The organism is Paenibacillus sp. sgz302114 (genome assembly GCF_056120345.1).
On the sequence record NZ_JBVYOI010000006.1, the window covers coordinates 237,586 to 254,075 of the forward strand.

The 16,490-nt window shown below is 52.4% G+C and carries 15 protein-coding genes; 9 read left to right on the plus strand and 6 right to left on the minus strand.

Translation table 11 applies throughout. The annotated features are described in order from the left end of the window. Positions 1-171: 171 nt before the first annotated feature. Complete coding sequence (locus AC0LWF_RS17575; protein WP_474652839.1) at positions 172-1,791, plus strand: helix-turn-helix domain-containing protein; 1,620 nt, start codon at positions 172-174, stop codon at positions 1,789-1,791. Then, the gene (locus AC0LWF_RS17580) at positions 1,788-3,566 is read left to right on the plus strand and encodes a sensor histidine kinase (protein WP_474652840.1); all 1,779 of its coding nucleotides are present in this window, start codon (positions 1,788-1,790) and stop codon (positions 3,564-3,566) included. Before AC0LWF_RS17575 ends, AC0LWF_RS17580 begins: the two co-directional genes overlap by 4 nt. 114 nt (positions 3,567-3,680) lie before the next feature. On the opposite strand, the gene AC0LWF_RS17585 is transcribed toward AC0LWF_RS17580, so the two are convergent. Further along, a complete protein-coding gene (locus tag AC0LWF_RS17585; RefSeq protein WP_474652841.1) occupies positions 3,681-4,499 on the minus strand; it encodes a phytanoyl-CoA dioxygenase family protein in 819 nt (272 codons plus the stop codon). Positions 4,500-4,617: 118 nt separating this feature from the next. On the opposite strand from AC0LWF_RS17585, the gene AC0LWF_RS17590 reads away from it, so the two are divergent. Both AC0LWF_RS17590 and AC0LWF_RS17595 read left to right on the plus strand, forming a co-directional pair. Beyond that, positions 4,618-5,508 carry a helix-turn-helix transcriptional regulator gene (locus tag AC0LWF_RS17590; protein ID WP_474652842.1) on the plus strand — a complete coding sequence of 297 codons (891 nt, stop codon included), beginning with the start codon at positions 4,618-4,620 and terminating at the stop codon, positions 5,506-5,508. A gap of 222 nt (positions 5,509-5,730) precedes the next feature. Continuing rightward, a complete protein-coding gene (locus AC0LWF_RS17595; RefSeq protein ID WP_474652843.1) occupies positions 5,731-6,180 on the plus strand; it encodes a DUF4395 domain-containing protein in 450 nt (149 codons plus the stop codon). Between the two features lie 74 nt (positions 6,181-6,254). Here AC0LWF_RS17595 and AC0LWF_RS17600 read toward each other — a convergent pair whose 3' ends face one another. Further along, positions 6,255-7,109, minus strand: coding sequence for a patatin-like phospholipase family protein (locus AC0LWF_RS17600; protein ID WP_474652844.1), 855 nt, complete (start codon positions 7,107-7,109; stop codon positions 6,255-6,257). A gap of 145 nt (positions 7,110-7,254) precedes the next feature. After that, entirely contained in the window at positions 7,255-7,743 is a 489-nt protein-coding gene (locus AC0LWF_RS17605) for an HPP family protein (RefSeq protein WP_474652845.1), read from the minus strand. Positions 7,744-8,120: 377 nt separating this feature from the next. Here AC0LWF_RS17605 and AC0LWF_RS17610 point away from each other — a divergent pair, with 377 nt between their 5' ends. Continuing rightward, a complete protein-coding gene (locus tag AC0LWF_RS17610; protein ID WP_474652846.1) occupies positions 8,121-9,038 on the plus strand; it encodes an aldo/keto reductase in 918 nt (305 codons plus the stop codon). Between the two features lie 97 nt (positions 9,039-9,135). Here AC0LWF_RS17610 and AC0LWF_RS17615 read toward each other — a convergent pair whose 3' ends face one another. Continuing rightward, positions 9,136-9,942, minus strand: coding sequence for an aldo/keto reductase (locus AC0LWF_RS17615; RefSeq protein ID WP_474652903.1), 807 nt, complete (start codon positions 9,940-9,942; stop codon positions 9,136-9,138). 317 nt (positions 9,943-10,259) lie between these two features. Here AC0LWF_RS17615 and AC0LWF_RS17620 point away from each other — a divergent pair, with 317 nt between their 5' ends. The 3 genes from AC0LWF_RS17620 (at position 10,260) to AC0LWF_RS17630 (ending at position 13,430) form a co-directional block, all read left to right on the plus strand. Further along, positions 10,260-11,564, plus strand: coding sequence for an ABC transporter substrate-binding protein (locus tag AC0LWF_RS17620; protein ID WP_474652847.1), 1,305 nt, complete (start codon positions 10,260-10,262; stop codon positions 11,562-11,564). An 81-nt stretch (positions 11,565-11,645) separates the two neighbouring features. After that, positions 11,646-12,524 carry a carbohydrate ABC transporter permease gene (locus AC0LWF_RS17625; protein ID WP_474652848.1) on the plus strand — a complete coding sequence of 293 codons (879 nt, stop codon included), beginning with the start codon at positions 11,646-11,648 and terminating at the stop codon, positions 12,522-12,524. Between the two features lie 15 nt (positions 12,525-12,539). Next, the gene (locus AC0LWF_RS17630; RefSeq protein WP_474652849.1) at positions 12,540-13,430 is read left to right on the plus strand and encodes a carbohydrate ABC transporter permease; all 891 of its coding nucleotides are present in this window, start codon (positions 12,540-12,542) and stop codon (positions 13,428-13,430) included. Here the strand turns inward: AC0LWF_RS17630 and AC0LWF_RS17635 are convergent. Then, a complete protein-coding gene (locus AC0LWF_RS17635) occupies positions 13,420-14,289 on the minus strand; it encodes a helix-turn-helix domain-containing protein (protein WP_474652850.1) in 870 nt (289 codons plus the stop codon). The two genes, AC0LWF_RS17630 and AC0LWF_RS17635, sit on opposite strands and share 11 nt — an antisense overlap. A 155-nt stretch (positions 14,290-14,444) precedes the next feature. Here AC0LWF_RS17635 and AC0LWF_RS17640 point away from each other — a divergent pair, with 155 nt between their 5' ends. After that, entirely contained in the window at positions 14,445-14,702 is a 258-nt protein-coding gene (locus AC0LWF_RS17640) for a hypothetical protein (protein WP_474652851.1), read from the plus strand. 305 nt (positions 14,703-15,007) lie between these two features. Here AC0LWF_RS17640 and AC0LWF_RS17645 read toward each other — a convergent pair whose 3' ends face one another. Beyond that, positions 15,008-16,393 carry an MATE family efflux transporter gene (locus AC0LWF_RS17645; protein ID WP_474652852.1) on the minus strand — a complete coding sequence of 462 codons (1,386 nt, stop codon included), beginning with the start codon at positions 16,391-16,393 and terminating at the stop codon, positions 15,008-15,010. Between the last annotated feature and the right edge of the window lie 97 nt (positions 16,394-16,490).

Consider the following 16,490-nt stretch of genomic DNA (forward strand, 5'->3'; position numbering starts at 1 on the left):
ATCTCCCCCTAGCGATCGTTTTTGTATCCGCTTTCAATATAAATCGAAGACCTACGCCGCTGAAATATAAGAAACCTACACTTTTGGTTGCATTTCTACACTGCTCTTCTACCGGCCCTACGCGCTCAGGTATAATAGAGCCATCATCTTCCTGTACATGGAGGTTACACTATGAAGATCATTCTGGTCGACGATGAACGTATCGCTACCGAGCATATGAAGAGCCTCCTAGATTGGGAGGCACACGGCTTCCACATCGCAGCGACAGCGACAAACGGCCGCAGCGCCTTGAAATTATGCGAAGATCTTCGCCCGCAGATTATGATTGTCGATATTCGTATGCCCGTCATGGACGGCTTGGAGCTGATCCACGCCGCAACCGAGCGGAAGCTCGGCGTCAAGTTTATCGTTATGAGCGCCTATGAGGATTTCGAGTACGCCCGCAAGGCGATCTCGCTCGGCAGCGTGTCCAGCTATCTCATCAAGCATGAAGTAAACAGCGAGAAGCTGCTGCTTGAGGTGAACAAGGCGAAAGAAGCATGGGAGACTGAGGAAGCGCAGCGCGCCATTCAACGCAGCGAGCAGCTGAAAGCACTCGTGACCGGAACGGCTGGAGCGACAGCGACGCTTGCAGGCAGCAGCGCTCAACCGGGTGGCGCTCCCCTGCTGCTGAAGCCTCCCTATGCGATGGCGCTGTTCCATAGCGACACCCCGTTCTCGGCTGTCCCGGCAGCAGCGGCAGCAGTCGCAGCTGCGCCATTGCCCCGGCTCACCTGGGAGCAGAAGCTGACCGGCTCCGCCGAGAACAGCGGCTGGCTGCTCGCCGGCGCCTTCCCGCTGAACGCGGATCAATCGCTTGCGCTGTTCTCGCTGAAGAGCGCTATCGCCGCGCCGATGCGCGAGTCATTCCATGCGCTGCTGCAAGCGATCCGCGAGCAGCTGAGCCAGACTTGTCCCGCAAGCTTCTCCATCTGCTATACATGTGAAGCGGACGAACGGGCAGTTGCGTCGCTCCCTGCATCCTATCACAAAATAACCGCCGCACTGCATCATGCCGTCTTCATCGGCCCGCAGGCAACCGTCTATGCGGATGAGCTGCCACTTCCGCAGCTGCTGCCATCAGCTCAACAAGACATAAGCTTTGCGCACAGCTCTTCATCAGCACGGCTGCATGAAGTATCAGAGCTGCTGCTTGAACGTGCCAATGGCTCGGAGCAAATTGAAAGCGTTATCAGCAAGGTGTTCGCGCCGCTTTCCCAGCCGGTCTGGAACTTGCGCGGCCTCTATCATACCGTGCGCGGGCTAACTGCACTTATTAACGAGCACCGCGTGAAGCGAGGGCTGCTCGAGATCGACCCTTTCGACACAGAGTCGTACCATGCAGCCTATAGCACCCGGGACATTCAAGCCCGATTCGTCTGCCTGCTTCGCGAGCTGTGCACCGCACCTGAAGAAGCTCGGAGCCTCTCGCATAAGCTGCAAAAAGCAATTCTATTCATCCACGCGCATTATCGCGAAGATATCAGCATCGACGCTGTCGCCGATGCCGTCGAGATCAGCGCCTCTTACTTGTTCCAGCTGTTCAAACGCGAGCTAGGCCGCACGTTTCTCGATTATTTAACGGAACATCGCATTCACCATGCGAAGCGCATTCTGCGTCATGGAGATACGAAGATGACCGAGGTGGCGACACTTGTCGGCTATCGCTCGCCGCAGCATTTCAGCCAAGTGTTCAAGAAGCTGACGGGTACGCTGCCCCATCAATACCGAAGCGGGGATTACAGCCGATGAGAAGCCTGCGCTCGGTTATTTTTCAACGAATCGTTATCGTTGCCGTCGTCAGCTTTCTGCTCTCGGGCGGGTTCACCTATTCCTATTACGAGACGATTCTCGTCAAGCAGATGATTCATGACGATCAATCGAAGCTTCGCCAGACCGCCAGACAGCTGCAATATATGTCCGATGATATTACGCAATTCGCGTCATCTCTTATCATATCGAATCAGCTGCAAACGTTCTATAAAACTTATAATTCTGCCGATACATTCGATCAATTCATGCTGCTGCAGAATACATTTAACTTCCTTAACGATTACAAAGGGCTGCGCAAAGAAGTGACCAGCTTCGCTCTCGTCATGCCAAGCGGCGAAACGTTCTGGAGCGAATCGAAGTACGACGATTATTTCTCCCGGCGGATGAAGGAGCCGTGGTATCAGAATTTTGCAAGCGCCGAGAATCAGACGAGCGGCTTCACCGAGCCGCATCAGATCTTCTTCGGACCCGCAACCGACAGCAAAACGATCAGCTACATCGTCAAGGTGCGCAATATCGAGAAAATAAGCGGCAGCGTCATCGGCGAGCTCATCGTAAATCTCGATTACAGCGATTTTGATTCGCAGCTTAGCTTCGGCAGCGCGGACTTGGACGGGCTCGTCTGGATAAACAACGCAGGCCATGTGCTGTTCCAGAAGAAGCCGACGAAGGAGCTCAAAGTCAATTTCGCGCAGCTCCTTCAAGATGCAGCCGAGCTTAGGGCGAGCGAGACGCAGCATAAAACGCAAGGCGGCTATATGCTCGTTGACCGGATGGCCGGCAACGGGTGGAAGCTCGTCTCCTTCACCTCGCGCCATTCGCTGGTCGATCGGGCGAGCATTATCATCTACTTGCTCGGCATCTTCACGCTCACGAGCACCGCGCTAATCTTGCTGCTCATGATGCCGGCGATCTTCCGCATTACAAGGCCGATCATGCAGCTGTATCATGCGATGAACGCTGCTTCAAGCGGCAATCTGCAGACGTCCGTGACGATTCATACGGGCGATGAAATCGAGAAGCTCGGTGTCGGTTTTAACCGGATGATCGACCAGCTTCGCGTCCATCTAGAGGAATCGATCCGCTACGAGCAGGAGAAGAAGGAGATGGAGCTTGAGCTGCTGCTAACCCAGCTGAACCCGCATTTCGTCTACAACACGCTTAATGCGGTCATCTATATGGCGCAAAAACAAGGCAATGACGATATTGTGCGGATGGTCAGCTCGTTCATTCGGATTTTGCAGGATGCGGTCAAGATGGGAGGGGCGCAGTCGTTCATCCCGCTTCGGGAGGATCTTGCGCTGCTGCGCGACTACTTGGCCATTCAATCTTACAGGTACGCGGACATGTTCGAGGTGGAGTGGGCGATTGACGATGCGGCGATGGATTGCCGCATTCCGCGCAACCTGATTCAGCCGTTCGTCGAGAATGCGATCTTTCACGGCATCTGCCCGAAGGATGAGAACGGTGTTATCCGTTTAAGCGCTGCTGCTCGCGACGGCAGACTCATCATTACGATTGCCGATGACGGCATCGGCATTGAGGATGGACAGCTCGCTTCCATATGGGAGGAAGGCGAGAGCCGCCGCAGTCCGGGGCTTCGTCATATCGGGCTGCCGAATTCGAAGCAGCGAATTGAGCATCTGTTCGGCGGGCAAGCCGTGCTGCGCATCGACAGCACGGCAGGTCTTGGCACGACCGTTACGATTGATTTGCCCATCCAGCCCCAGGATTATGCGCGGCGGGTCGGCTGACCTGGCTGGACGTCTATGATTCGTTAGCGCGCGCACCAAGAAGGGCTGCAGCAAATTCGCTGCAGCCCTTCTCTATTTCATTCTCTATTTCAAGCTAAATCACTACTGCCTGACTTACCACTCCCAAGGCATTTTCGCCGGCACGCCGATTCTTTCGCAGCGGAACAGGCTCTTCACTTCTTTGGAAGCTTGATCGTACGCTTCTTGCGGAACGTGGATCGAGCCGCCAGCGCCGTACCAATCGTTGTTGTAGATCAGCGCAATGTTCGTGCGGTTCTCGTTCGTTACGTTCGGCGTACCACGGTGCCACATGCGGATGTCACGGATGACGATCGAGCCCGCTGGCATATGGATTTTCTCGGAGTACATCGTTTTCGCGGCGCGAACTTCCGGACCGTCAATCGACGTATGCTTCGTGTTCTCTGGATCCAGATGCGTACCGCCAGGCCATACTTCAAGCGGACCGTTCTCTGCGTTTACATCCACGAGCGGAATGTTTAATACAAGGCTGTAAGCAGGAAGCGCCACGCCTAGGTCAGGGAATAGCGGCGGCATATCCGAGTGCACGTTCTGGTAATCTGAGCCTGGGCAAGCTGTATCCGATGCGAGGTACGTAGCGCGAACACCTTCGCCAAGAACAGCTTTGATTACTGGCATCGCGAACGCGTTAGCAATCATGTAATCATTAATGAATGGTTGTACAAAAGGTAGATGCATTTGTGCACGGTTTGTACCTGTGTTGTAGCCGAAACGCTCAATATATTCGTTAAACATCGGAAGGAATGCAGCCTTCAGCTCAGCAATTTGCTCAGCGGAGAGTACGCTTTCAAAACCGATATATCCGTTTTTCTTAATTTGCTCAATCGCAATCTCAATTGTTTCCTGTTCTGGGACACCTGTCAGTCTTTCTTGTTCTGTCAATTTGAGTAGCATATTTGTTCACTCCTTTAATGTGGTTGACTTATGACTTGATTATACGTTGCATGTACAGGGCTGTATTGTATAATGGAAGTGCGATTGTAAAAAAGTAAGAAAATAAGGTGGATAAATTTTGACAACGGACGAAACGCTGCTAACTGGGCTTGAACAATTCATTGCGATGATTGATCTGGAATGGCCGCGAATGAACCTGCATTCGGGCGGCATCTGGCGGAATACGGGCTGGGACGGCGTTGGCTACGACTTCGAGCTGAGCTACTATATTCAAGGAACGAATACGATTCGGCAGGACGGGACCGTTGTACATGTTGCGCAGAATGACTTGCTCTTCCTGCCTGACACGATTCGCAATAGCAGCTGTGAAGAAGGCAGCTTCAAGGTCATCTTCCTCGCCTTTCAGTTCAAGGACGAAGCGCTCAAGGTCCAGCTGCGCCATATTTACAAAACCATTAATCTACAATCCAAGCCGCTGACACTGCCGGGGCTGGAGGAAGACTTCTTAGCGCTGATTACGGAGATGCGCTCAGGCAAGCCTTCGCCTCATCTCACTAAACATCTGTTCATTCACATTCTTGTGAAGATCTATAGAGCGGTGCACTTGTTCCATGGCCCGACCAAGTCGAAGACGCTCAAGCATGAGCCGATGATCCAGGAGATCATCAAGGACTTGAATGAAAACTACGGCGATGCCATATCGCTTGCCGAAATCGCTGAGCGGTACGAGCTTAACGAGCGGTACCTCAATCAAATCTTCAAGAGCATCACTGGCATTCCGCTCGGCCGCTACTTGATGAAGATCCGCATCGAACAGGCGAAGCGTCTGCTGCGCACGACCCATCTGCAAGTGACCGACATTGCGCTCGACACCGGCTTCTTTGACGCTGCCCACTTCTGCAAGTCTTTCAAGAAGTACACGGACCACACCCCAGCGGAGTATAAGGCACGGATGGAGCATGAGCTGCATGAAGATGTAGACATAAAAGAGCCAGTAAAGGAACTCTAACTTCCTCAATAAGCTCATTACGATTCGTTAGAATCGCCGGCAGGCATACAAAAAGGCAGTGACCACCGAGGTCACTGCCTTCTTCTATATTTCTCCTCAAGCTGACGGAAAAACGGGCGAATATGTACTATTTTAAAATAAATTATTCCTACCCGAAAACTATGTTTTTTCGTATAATAAAATAAACCGACACCAATAAATCGAAAGCGGAGGATGATCTCTATGGAACGTCCGTCTGTAAACTTTTCCTTTGACTGTGTTGACGAAGTCCCGCTCCACCGCGTCCGCGGCAATCAGCTGGGTATCTTGATAAGCATCATTGTCAGCGTTCTGACCGGACAGCTGTGGATTCTATTACTGCCGTTTGTCGTTCAGCTCATCAGCCGAACCTACGGCGTGCGCTATAACCTGTTCGTGCGCGTGCTGTCGCCGCTATTCCCAGTCAGCGCCAGAACAGAAAGCCGCGAGCTGCTGCGCTTCAATAATCTGCTCGCGATTATTTTCCTCGTTGTCACGCTAATCGCCTATGCGCTGAACCTCACGGTGCTCAGCTATATCAGCCTTGGAATGCTTACCGTGGCCGTTGTGCTCGCCTTAAGCGGGTTCTGCCTAGGCTGCTTCATGTATCTCCATTGGAAGCAATTCCGACTGCGCCGCAAAGCTTCACACTAAATTTGCACGACAAAATAAACCCGGACCGCATTGGTCCGGGTTTTTCATGATTTTTCAGTTCAATCGTATGCGCTCTAGCCCTGCTCCATCCACGCCTTCAACTTCGGCGCTAGCAACTTCGCTTCCTCATAGCCCTGCAGGTACAGCGCATCCAGCTTCGACGAATCGCGCTCCAACCGGCCGACGGTCAGCTTCTGCTGCGGGCGGATAACGAATACGTTGCCCTTGCGCTCCTGCTCCGCGATATAGTCCAGCTCATCGTTATAGATACGGTCCCGCGTCAGCATCTTCTCTACGAATTTCGGGAATTTGCGGTATGCGCGCCGAACGATGAAGGAGAACCGGTTCTTCGATTTGCGATAGTCGTCGTTACGGGTAAGAACGAGCACATTGCGCTTATAGCCGTCACGTTCTGCCTGACGCAGCGGAATCGGATCGGAGATACCGCCGTCAAGTAGTTTGCGTCCCTTATATTCAATAATCGGCGCGATAAAAGGAAGCGAGCTCGATGCACGAATAATGGTTAGTAAATCAAAATCCGGATCGCTCTTGCGATAGTACACCGTCTCGCCGGTCTCGCAATCGGTCGTGCCGATGACGAATTCCGCCGGAAAGTTGTTGAACGCTTCGTTATCGAACGGCACCAGCTGGTTCGGAAGCTCGTCGAAGATGAAGTCCATCCCGAACAGCTCACCCTTCTTGAAGAAGCCGCTCCACGAGATGTAGCGCGGATCGCTCACCCAGTTCACGTTCACTTCCCGATTCCGGCCGATCTGCCGAGAGAGGTAGCTAGCCCCCATACACGCCCCCGCCGACACCCCGATTGTATATGGGAAATAGATGTTTTGCTCCGCGAAATAATCGAGCACGCCCGCCGTATAGATGCCCCGCATGCCCCCGCCTTCAAGTATGAGTCCAATTGAATCCATTACGTCTGCCTCCTGCACGATATGCCACTAACGCTGCTATAGTTTGCTTCAATTATTTTATCCAATCAAATTTGAGTAAGTCAATTTATACATATGAATATAAAGCAACAAAATCCACAACCTCTTCAGGGTGTGGATGCTACTGTTAACTTGCAATATCGCGATCTCCTGCAGTCTTGCTTCTGTCCGCAAGCAGTTGCAGACGTTGCCCGAAATTACGCTCCACAAGTCCAGCCACGTAGAGCATACCCATCAATCCTAGCAGCACGATTGTCACCGAGATCGGAATCGCCCACAGATGGGGGGAATGAGAGAAGAACGGTATAAGAGCAATCGCCGCAATCGGCGGCGCATTCCACTTGAATTTGCGAATGAGCCAGATCGCAATGACGACATTGATAAACAAAGTGATCGCACTCGCGTACAGCGATACCAGGAGCAAGCCAATCAGAGATGTCACAACTGCGCCTAACACGACCTTCGCCAGCTCGCGAGTCGTAAATGGACGAGAAAGAAACAGAAAGCTAAATGCACCGATCGTTGGAAAGAATAACGTATCAAGGAAGGATACGTGTAAGGATAGCCAATAGATCAGCATGACATACAGACAGATAACTAGCGTTTTCACATTCATAACCTACAAGGATGCCTCCTTCATGTGCACGGTAGCCCAAGTGTAAACGGCTGTCGCCGTCCTCTGGCGGCAAAAGCATACGTTTCGCGGAGAAATCTAAGCAAAGTGTACCGAATACTTATACTTCCTTAGATTTGCACAAAATAAGGCGTCCGATAGCTGGTACCGGTCGCCTTGCGTCTTTCGTTCATTCATTCCATTCGTTCGTTTATTCGTTTGTTCGTTATCCTCACGATAACATACTCTCGCATAGCCGCCAAGATTGGAATTCACGCCAGATGTTCTTGAATCTGCCTCCTTGCGATGTATGGCCAGCTGTGTCACAATCGGTAAGGGATGTATAGCGTTTCCAAACGAAGAGGAGGACAACAATTCCAATGAGAACGATTAAGCTTGGTACAAGCACGTTAGAAGTGCCCGTTCTGGCCGTCGGCTGCATGCGCATCAATTCGCTTAGCAAATCAGAAGCAGAGCGTTTCGTCCAAACATCACTAGAGGCAGGCGCGAATTTCTTCGATCACGCTGATATTTACGGCGGCGGGAAGTGCGAGGAGATTTTTGCAGATGCCATACATATGAACGATGAGATTCGGGAGAAAATCTTCCTTCAATCCAAATGCGGTATCCGCCAAGGACAATTCGACTTCTCCAAGGAGCATATCCTGGAGTCGGTCGATAAGATCCTTCAGCGTCTGAGAACCGACTATCTGGACGTATTGCTGCTGCACCGTCCTGACGCTCTTGTTGAGCCAGACGAAGTTGCGGAAGCATTCGATAAGCTCGAGAGCTCTGGCAAAGTGCGCCACTTCGGCGTATCGAACCAGAACCCGCTCCAAATTCAGCTGCTTAAAAAGTCGGTTAAACAGCCGATTATCGCGAACCAGCTGCAGCTTAGCATCACGAATGCAAACATGATCTCTAACGGCGTTAATGTTAACATGGTGAACGAATCGGCAATCAACCGTGACGGCAGCATTCTTGATTTCTGCCGTCTGAACGACATTACGATTCAGCCTTGGTCGCCATTCCAATACGGCTTCTTCGAAGGCGTATTCCTAGACAACGACAAGTTCCCTGAGCTAAACGCCCAAATCGATGAGATCGCGGCGAAGTACGAAGTGAGCAACACAACAATCGCTATCGCTTGGCTGCTCCGTCACCCGGCGAACATGCAGCCGGTAACAGGCACCACGAATGTGGAGCGTCTGCTCGATTGCATCAAAGCAACCGAGATTCGCCTTACGCGCGAAGAGTGGTACGCGATTTACCGCGCTGCTGGCAATATTTTGCCATAAGGCTTGGCACAACGGCATCGCCAGCTATAACGACAAACACCCTCGGGCCCGTTACATCGGGCTTCGAGGGTGTTTTCATTTACAGAGAAGAGGAGAGCTACCAGCTCCACAGCTGCTCGAACTTATCCGGGTCCATGCCGGAGCGTTCGTTCCGGTTCAGGCCATTCAGCCGCTCCATGTCGGCAGCCGACAGCTCGAAGCCGAACAGCTCGGCGTTCTCGTGGATTCGCTTTACGTTCGAAGACTTTGGAATCGTCACGACGCCGTTCTGCAAGTCCCACCGCAGCACGATCTGCGCAGGTGTCCGTCCGTATCGCTCGCTCAGCTCTTGAATGGCGGGCTCCTCAAGCACGCGGCCGAGCATGAGCGGACTCCAAGCCTCAAGCTGAATGCCTTTGCTCTTGCAATAGCTGTGCAGTTCGAGCTGCGTCAGCCGCGGATGATACTCCACTTGATTCACAGCCGGCACAATTTCGCTTGCGCCAATCAGCTTCTCAAGATGGTGAATCTGGAAGTTGCTCACGCCAATCGCTTTCACCTTGCCTTCGGCGTACACCTTCTCAAGCGCTCGCCACGTATCGAGAAACGACGCGCGAACAGAAACCGGCCAATGGATCAGAAACAGATCCACATAATCAATATTCAGCTCGCTAAGCGACCGATCCACTGCGCGCAGCGTCTTGTCATAGCCGTGTTCCGGGTTCGCCACCTTCGTCGTCACGAAGATCTCTTCCCGCGGAACGCCGCTCTCGCGAACGGCCCGGCCGACGCCGCGTTCATTCTCATAAGCCGACGCCGTATCGATGCTGCGGTAGCCAGCCTCAATTGCCGTCCGCACCGCGGCCTCGACATGCGGGCCATCCTCCGGTCTGCCCTGCCATACTCCTAGTCCTAACCACGGCATTTGAACGCCATTATTCAGCGTCACTTTGCTTGAAAGCGATAGTACCACGCGTATTTGCCCCTTCCTCTTCTTCCAGAAATTGAGAAGCTTCTTATCCTCTTCTTTATACCCTTTCCGCTCAGGTCTGACAAGGCTTATCCCGCTTTGAAATAGACGGACTTGCTGCTTTCACAGATCATAAAAGTCCATATTTTGTATGAATTACGCACATTGAAACCGCTATCATTTGGCATTACAATCTACTTACATCCGCGAACAGTCACTAGAAATCGCCATAATTGGAAGATTTTCAATTCTGGAAGGGGTCGACTCGGACAATGAAGAGAAGTTTGAAATTAACTGCAGGCTCACTCGTCGTTCTATCACTCGCGCTGTCTGCTTGCAGCAGCGGCAAATCCGGTTCTGACGGTGAAGTGCTGCACCTGAAATGGAGCACCTGGGGCAACCCTGGCGAGCTAAAGCGTTTCTACGAATTAACGGATCAGTATAACAAGGATCATCCGAAGACACAGTGGGAGCTCGTTGCTGTACCGAACGACGGTTATGAAGAGAAGCTTATTACGCAGCTGCAAGGCGGCACTGCGCCAGACGCGTTCTACGCGGGCGATCAGACCGTCGTCAAGCTCATTGCCAACGGCTCGATCACTGAGCTGACCCAGCTGATGGACAAGCCAAGCAGTCCGATCAAAGCGTCTGATTTTGCCGAAGGGCTATGGGGCGGTTCTAAGAAGGGCGACCAAATCTTCGGCGTAACGGTCGACTGCAACCCGCTTGTCATGTACTACAACAAGAAAGTGCTGCAGGATGCCGGCATTACGGACGATCCGCAAGCGTTGTACGAAGCTGGCGAATGGAACTGGCAGAAGCTCTCCGAGCTGACGGCTAAGATCCAAGCGGCTGGCAAATACGGCCTCGTGCTTGAAGATTGGTCTTCTCCGATCTATTCGTGGGTAACGACAAACGGCGGCAAAGTGTACGACAAAGATCTTGGCGGCCAATTCGTTGCAGACAAAGATCCGAAAGCGCTCGAAGCCTTCCAGTACCTGGCTGACAACGTGAAGAACAAGAACTTCGTCTTCTCCGGCTCCCTGCCGAAAGGACAAGGTCCTGATGCCATGTTCATGTCCAACCAAGTCGGCTTCGGTATCGCTGGACGCTGGTGGGTGCCGCAGTATAACGCAAACACCGCGCTGCAGTACGACATCGTTCCGCTGCCTACGAATACAGGCAACAAAATGGAACCAGCAGGCATCCCTACCGCTTACATGGTTATGAACAAGAAAACAGCTCATCCAGATGAAACGTATGACTTCCTGTCCTACTTCGTATCGAAGGCAGGCCAGCAGTTCCGTCTGAAGGGCGGTAATGCCGTTCCTTCCGTATCTGGTGTAGATGATCTGGTTCTCGATAAAAACGCTCAGCCTGCGCACGCCCAGTACTTCCTGGACGCTCGCGAAATCGGCTACGCGCTCTGGCCTTCGGAATCCGCAGTAGCAGGCGCTTCGGACGTCGTGAAGGACAACTACGACTTGCTGCTGCTCGGCAAGCAGGACGCAGAGACGACGCTGAAGAAAATGGCTGAAGGCGTCAATAAGAAAATCGCAGAGGCAAACGCCAAATAATATAGCAACGCCTTAAGAAGGGGAGGAATTCATTCCTCCCCTTCTCTACTATTCCATTCGAGCTAAACCCGGAGGTGCATTATGAATCCTAAACGTTCGAACACCATATGGGGCTATTTCTTTATTGCCCCGCAGCTCATTGGGCTCCTTGCCTTCTCGCTCATCCCGCTCATCAGCGCGTTCGTGCTCAGCACGCTCGATTGGGACGGGTTTAAGGCAGCGACATTCGTCGGCCTCGATAATTTCAACTATGCCTTCCATAACCCTGACTTTCAGAAAGCGATGAGGAACACGCTGCTGTTCTCCGTCCTCACTGTGCCTGCAAGCATCTTCCTCTCCCTCATCACAGCGGTTGCCCTGAATAACGTACGGATGCGCGTGCTGTACCGTTTGTTCTTCTTCATGCCTGTCGTCACGAGCTCGGTTGCGGTTGCAATCGTCTGGATGTGGCTCCTTAACGGCGACTTTGGCCTCATCAATGTCATGCTCAAGATGATCTTCAATGTCAAAGGCCCGCAGTGGCTGACCGACCTGAATCTCGTGCTGCCGTCGCTTGCAATCGTAAGCATCTGGAAAGGAATCGGCTTCAACATGGTGCTGTTCCTCGCCGGGCTGCAAGGCATCTCCAGAGACTATTACGAAGCTTCAATGATTGACGGCGCGACAAGAAGCCAGCAATTCTGGCGCATTACGGTGCCGCTGCTGTCGCCGACGACGCTGTTCGTCACAATCATTGCCGTTATCGATTCCTTCAAAGTATTCGATACCGCATTCGTCATGACAAGCGGCGGACCGGCAAAGGCCAGCTACACGATGGTCTACCACCTGTACGAGCTCGCGTTCAAGAACTTCCAGTTCGGCAGAAGCGCATCGGCAGCTGTCATTCTGTTCGCCATCATTCTTGTCCTAACCGTGCTGCAAACCTACTACTCCCGCAAATGGGTACATTACGCCGAATAAGGAGGATGAATGTCCATGGAATCTGTTAAGACGGAATCAATGACGCAGCTGCAGCAGCGCACAGTTACAAAGCGCGCTTCGCACAAAGTGAATATCCCAGGCATCATTCTCCATCTCATTCTGATCGTAGCTTCGGCGCTCATGATTGCCCCATTCTTCTGGATGGTATCTAGCGGCCTGAAGGATCTGTCCCAGATCTTCCTCGTTCCGCCGAACCTGTTGCCGAGTCCGTGGCACTGGGAGAACATTCATCGTTCCTTGACGGCAATGCCGTTCGACAAGGCCTACTTCAACAGCGCCTACATTTCAATCGCGATCGTCGTCGGCCAGCTGCTCACCTGCTCCATGGCTGCGTTTGCTTTTGCAAAAATCAATTTTCCGTTCCGCAACATCCTCTTCATCGCTTTCCTGTCGATGCTGATGGTGCCGGAGCAAGTAACGATCGTGCCGCTGTATATTATTTTGAAAAATCTCGGGTGGCTGGACTCGCACTTGTCGCTCATTATTCCTGATTCGTTATTCAGCGCGTTCGGCGTCTTCCTGTTGCGTCAGTTCTTCATGGGCATTCCCCGCGACTTGTCGGAATCGGCATACGTCGATGGTGCCAACCAGTGGACCATCTACTGGCGCATTATGATTCCGCTCGTGAAGCCGGCGCTCGCAGCGCTTGCCATCATTGCTTTCCTCGGAACGTGGAACAACTTCTTCCGTCCGGTTATTTTCTTAAGCACGACGGATAAGTTTACCGTTCCGCTTATGCTGAGTACGTTCAAGGGGCTATACGTAACGGACTGGACGCTCATGATGTCGGGTTCGACAATCGCCGTTATCCCGGTTCTCGTGGTCTACTTGCTGCTGCAGCGGTACATTATTGAGGGAATTACGATGACCGGTATCAAGGGTTAACGTAGATGTAGGTATTGATCGGGTATTTGGCGTCGATGTGCTGCTCGTACACGACATGCCGCTCAGCAGGCGCTGCGTACCTGCCTCTGTACACAGAAGCGGAGATGCCGAAGTAAGCGGCGAACGTTCTGGAGAAGTAGTGATTCTCGGAGTAGCCGCACTGGGAAGCAATTTCATTAATGCTGAGGGTGCTGTGGCGCAGATGATAGGCAGCGCGCTCCAGCCGCAGCTGAATAATCATTTGGCGAAGCGGAATGCCCACCTCGCGTGCGAACAATCGTGACAGATGCTCCTGCGACAGCTCGCAGTGGTTTGCGATTTCTGCAACCGAGATGGGCTCGACCAGATGACGGCGAATATAGGCGAGCGCCTTGCCCACTATAGGGGAATAAGAGGAACCGGCAACGGTTTCTTTTTGTTTGGCTGCGAAGCCCAGCTGGTTTAATTCATTGAGCAGCGCGGCAAGCAGGAACCCGCTGCGGCTGCTGTCCTTGCCCGTATACGAAACCTCAAGCAGGTGGCGAATCATCTGCTCCTGAAATCCTCCCTCGCGAATCGGAATGACGTCAGGTCCGTCCGCGGCCAGCAGCGCAAGCTCGAAGCAGTCTTCCATTGTAAAATGTATAAATTGATGCCGTGTCGCCGACGTCTCGCTGAACTGATAGCCGTGCAGAGCACCTGCTCTCGTAATGACCCAGCAAGGCTTGTCCAGCGTATATACCTTGCCTGCGATATGGTATGTCGTTCCCGTTCCGATGGGGAAATAGACGAGCTCATGCTGTTCCAGTCGGCGCAGTTCCAGCTTCCAATTACGCCTCACGACGAAATCCCCGCACAAATGTACAACAGGCAGTTTCATAACGGTGTAATCAACTCCTATGCCATTGTAGGTTTTTTCCATGCTTGTTCATGCGCAATTGTTATTGTAAGCGATTTCATTCAAGCTTTAAATAGACTGACAAAACTAAATAATTAATGTCTATTTTCGACAATTTATTATAAGGCGGTGTGTAGATGGTTAAGAAGCAGCCCGCGTTGATAGGGATTGACGGTGTCTACATCCCTGTTTCGGACAGGAGGCAAGCGGAAGAATGGTACGTACGCCACCTGGGGCTTGAGCGCAAAGAGGATTATTTGCTCGCAGGGAAACAAGAGGTTTTCTTGCGTGAGCGAATGGACCGCACGGCTCTAACATTCAAGACGAGGAGATGGTCGTACATTATGTTCTCTCAGCTCCGCCATGTTGCCTATTTCGGCTGGTTCCTTATTTGAGAGTGCTGAATCTGCACGCTCAGCGCTTCAAGCGGCCGATTTGCATGTTGAGAGTACGTATTCTGCTCTCTCGGCTGCTGGTTCCTTATTTGAAAGTGCTAATTTTGAACTCTCAGCGCTTCAATCAGCGGATTTCTATGCTGAGAGTACGTAATTTGCTCACTCAGCAGCAGAACTTTAGTTAGTTTGCTCGACTGCGGCGGTGAGAGCACATATACGTGCTCTCAGCCAACTTTCGGCGCGATCTACCTAAGAAAAAAAGCAAGCCGAACCGGTCCTACCGGCTACAGCTTGCTTCTTCTCGTTTAAACAGTCATATGCTCGTGGCTGACGAGCGACTTGCGCGCCCAGACACCACTCTTCCAACGAGCGAGCATGAGCAGTCCCCTCACCCATTCATCGACGGCAAACGCAATCCATACCCCGATCAGCCCCATATCCTGATGAATGCCGAGGTAGTACGCGAGCGGCACACAGATTCCCCACATGGAGCAGATGCCCATGAGGACCGGGAACTTCGCGTCGCCAGCTGCGCGGAGCGAGTTAATGACGACGATGTTGAAGACGCGCCCTGGCTCCAGGACGATCGACAACAGAAGGATGCTTGCGCCGATTGCGATGACCTGTGAATCCTCGGTAAACAAACCGAGGAGCTGATAGCGGAATAAAGCAGTGATAGTCACCAAGCCTGCCGTTAACGCGATGCTGAGCTTTAGGCTTCGCAGCAGCCGGAAGAATGCCGCCTTCTTCTCGCCCGCTCCGACCATATGTCCAACGATAATCTCCGTTGCCATTCCGATTGCCATCGACATCGCCATGAAATACGCCGAAATGTTCCATACGTACACATGCGCGCTCAGCGCTTGCTGGCCGATCATGTTAATAAAGACCATAATCATCATGAGCTGCGACTGCCATGCAAGATGCTCGCCTGCGGAAGGCAAGCCGATGCTTAATATTTTGGAGGCATACTGCTTGTCGAAACGGAAGTAATCCTTCAGCCGAATCTTGCTCGGTACAGTTCGGTACAGTAGCACGAGCAGTACCAGCACGCCGATCAAACGGCTTGCAATCGTTGATACCGCTGCACCTGTAACGCCCCATTCCGGGAAGCCGAAGTGTCCGAAGATGAGCAGATAGTTGCCTGCAACGTGCAGCAAATTGACGCCGAGCGTGACAAACATAACGCCTCTCGTATTGCCGTTCGCCCGAATGATCGACGCGATGGCATAAGAGAGAGCCTCAATCCATATAAATCCGCCGATGAGCCGCAGATACTTGTTCGCAATCGCCACCTGCGCCGGATCAAGATTCATCAGTTCAAGGCCCTGCTTGCTGAAGCAGAAGAGCACCGCGCTGATCACAACGCCAAAAATAAACACCATCGTAATCGCCTGTGCGGATATTCGGCTCGCCGTTTCCTTCTGACCGGCTCCCAGATATTGCGTCACCGCTACGCTTGTGCCGACGGCAACAAACCCGAACATCATCGCGCAGAACATAATCATTTCATTCGCAAGCCCGACCGCACCGGCGGTTTCATCCGAAATGCGGCTTAACATAAAGACATCCGCTGTGCCCAGCATCATGCGCAGGACGGTATCGACCAGAATCGGCCATGCCAGCGCAAACAGCGTGAGCTTCTTCCAAGAGGGCTGCTGCGCTCCTAATTGTTGTTCTCCCCTACTCATCTTCCTATTCGCTCTCCTATCCCATTCACCCGTATCTATCTCTATTTATGATTTCACTCCCGCTATTATCCCACCTGCCGGCGTTGTCTGTCTAATG